General features: G+C 52.1%; 1 rRNA gene. It reads left to right on the forward strand.

The features are described 5' to 3' along the window. Nucleotides 1-66: 66 nt before the first annotated feature. Nucleotides 67-3003, forward strand: a 23S ribosomal RNA gene (locus tag BANVL01_RS26395). Nucleotides 3004-3021 lie beyond the last annotated feature (18 nt).

Consider the following 3021-nt stretch of genomic DNA (forward strand, 5'->3'; position numbering starts at 1 on the left):
AAAGTAAACATCGAGTAATCGCCATTTTAGTTTTTCTCTCTATTTAATTAGAGTAAAACCTTTTTAGGTTAAGTTAGAAAGGGCGCACGGTGAATGCCTTGGCACTAGGAGCCGATGAAGGACGGGACTAACACCGATATGCTTCGGGGAGCTGTAAGTAAGCTTTGATCCGGAGATTTCCGAATGGGGGAACCCACTGTTCGTAATGGAGCAGTATCTTTACCTGAATACATAGGGTATTGAAGGCATACCCGGGGAACTGAAACATCTAAGTACCCGGAGGAAGAGAAAGCAAACGCGATTCCCTGAGTAGCGGCGAGCGAAACGGGACATAGCCCAAACCAAGAGGCTTGCCTCTTGGGGTTGTAGGACACTCAACATGGAGTTACAAAGGAACGGGGTAGATGAAGCGATCTGGAAAGGTCCGTCATAGAAGGTAAAAACCCTGTAGTTGAAACTTCGTTCCCTCCTGAGTGGATCCTGAGTACGGCCGGACACGAGAAATCCGGTCGGAAGCAGGGAGGACCATCTCCCAAGGCTAAATACTCCCTAGTGACCGATAGTGAACCAGTACCGTGAGGGAAAGGTGAAAAGCACCCCGGAAGGGGAGTGAAATAGTTCCTGAAACCGTGTGCCTACAAGTAGTCAGAGCCCGTTTATGGGTGATGGCGTGCCTTTTGTAGAATGAACCGGCGAGTTACGATCCCATGCAAGGTTAAGTTGAAGAGACGGAGCCGCAGCGAAAGCGAGTCTGAATAGGGCGTTTTAGTATGTGGTCGTAGACCCGAAACCAGGTGATCTACCCATGTCCAGGGTGAAGTCCAGGTAACACTGGATGGAGGCCCGAACCCACGCACGTTGAAAAGTGCGGGGATGAGGTGTGGGTAGCGGAGAAATTCCAATCGAACTTGGAGATAGCTGGTTCTCTCCGAAATAGCTTTAGGGCTAGCCTCACGTTGTTAGAGTCTTGGAGGTAGAGCACTGTTTGGACTAGGGGCCCTCATCGGGTTACCGAATTCAGACAAACTCCGAATGCCAAAGACTTATCCGTGGGAGTCAGACTGCGAGTGATAAGATCCGTAGTCAAAAGGGAAACAGCCCAGACCACCAGCTAAGGTCCCAAAGTATACGTTAAGTGGAAAAGGATGTGGAGTTGCTTAGACAACCAGGATGTTGGCTTAGAAGCAGCCACCATTTAAAGAGTGCGTAATAGCTCACTGGTCGAGTGACTCTGCGCCGAAAATGTACCGGGGCTAAACGTATCACCGAAGCTGTGGATTGACATCTTCGATGTCAGTGGTAGGAGAGCGTTCTAAGGGCGTTGAAGCTAGACCGTAAGGACTGGTGGAGCGCTTAGAAGTGAGAATGCCGGTATGAGTAGCGAAAGATGAGTGAGAATCTCATCCACCGAATGCCCAAGGTTTCCTGAGGAAGGCTCGTCCGCTCAGGGTTAGTCGGGACCTAAGCCGAGGCCGAAAGGCGTAGGCGATGGACAACAGGTTGATATTCCTGTACCACCTCTTTATCGTTTGAGCAATGGGGGGACGCAGTAGGATAGGGTAAGCGCGCTGTTGGATATGCGCGTCTAAGCAGTTAGGCTGGTAATGAGGAAAATCCCATTACCGTGAAGGCTGAGCTGTGACAGCGAGGGAAATTTAGTACCGAAGTTCCTGATTCCACACTGCCAAGAAAAGCCTCTAGCGAGATAAAAGGTGCCCGTACCGCAAACCGACACAGGTAGGCGAGGAGAGAATCCTAAGGTGAGCGAGAGAACTCTCGTTAAGGAACTCGGCAAAATGACCCCGTAACTTCGGGAGAAGGGGTGCTCTTTAGGGTTCATAGCCCTGAAGAGCCGCAGTGAATAGGCCCAGGCGACTGTTTAGCAAAAACACAGGTCTCTGCGAAGCCGCAAGGCGAAGTATAGGGGCTGACGCCTGCCCGGTGCTGGAAGGTTAAGAGGAGGGGTTAGCGCAAGCGAAGCTCTGAATCGAAGCCCCAGTAAACGGCGGCCGTAACTATAACGGTCCTAAGGTAGCGAAATTCCTTGTCGGGTAAGTTCCGACCCGCACGAAAGGCGTAACGATCTGGGCACTGTCTCAACGAGAGACTCGGTGAAATTATAGTACCTGTGAAGATGCAGGTTACCCGCGACAGGACGGAAAGACCCCGTGGAGCTTTACTGCAGCCTGATATTGAATTTTGGTACAGCTTGTACAGGATAGGTAGGAGCCTGAGAAGCCGGAGCGCTAGCTTCGGTGGAGGCGTCGGTGGGATACTACCCTGGCTGTATTGAAATTCTAACCCGCACCCCTGAATCGGGGTGGGAGACAGTGTCAGGCGGGCAGTTTGACTGGGGCGGTCGCCTCCTAAAGAGTAACGGAGGCGCCCAAAGGTTCCCTCAGAATGGTTGGAAATCATTCGCAGAGTGTAAAGGCACAAGGGAGCTTGACTGCGAGACCTACAAGTCGAGCAGGGACGAAAGTCGGGCTTAGTGATCCGGTGGTTCCGCATGGAAGGGCCATCGCTCAACGGATAAAAGCTACCCCGGGGATAACAGGCTTATCTCCCCCAAGAGTCCACATCGACGGGGAGGTTTGGCACCTCGATGTCGGCTCATCGCATCCTGGGGCTGTAGTCGGTCCCAAGGGTTGGGCTGTTCGCCCATTAAAGCGGTACGCGAGCTGGGTTCAGAACGTCGTGAGACAGTTCGGTCCCTATCCGTCGTGGGCGCAGGAAATTTGAGAGGAGCTGTCCTTAGTACGAGAGGACCGGGATGGACGCACCGCTGGTGTACCAGTTGTTCTGCCAAGAGCATCGCTGGGTAGCTATGTGCGGACGGGATAAGTGCTGAAAGCATCTAAGCATGAAGCCCCCCTCAAGATGAGATTTCCCATAGCGTCAAGCTAGTAAGAACCCTGAAAGATGATCAGGTTGATAGGTCAGAGGTGGAAGCGCGGCGACGTGTGGAGCTGACTGATACTAATCGTTCGAGGACTTATCCTAATGATTATTCGTTTTTAC

Origin of the sequence: Neobacillus novalis NBRC 102450 (assembly GCF_001591805.1) — a bacterium.
Taxonomy (GTDB): Bacteria; Bacillota; Bacilli; order Bacillales; family Cytobacillaceae; genus Neobacillus; species Neobacillus novalis.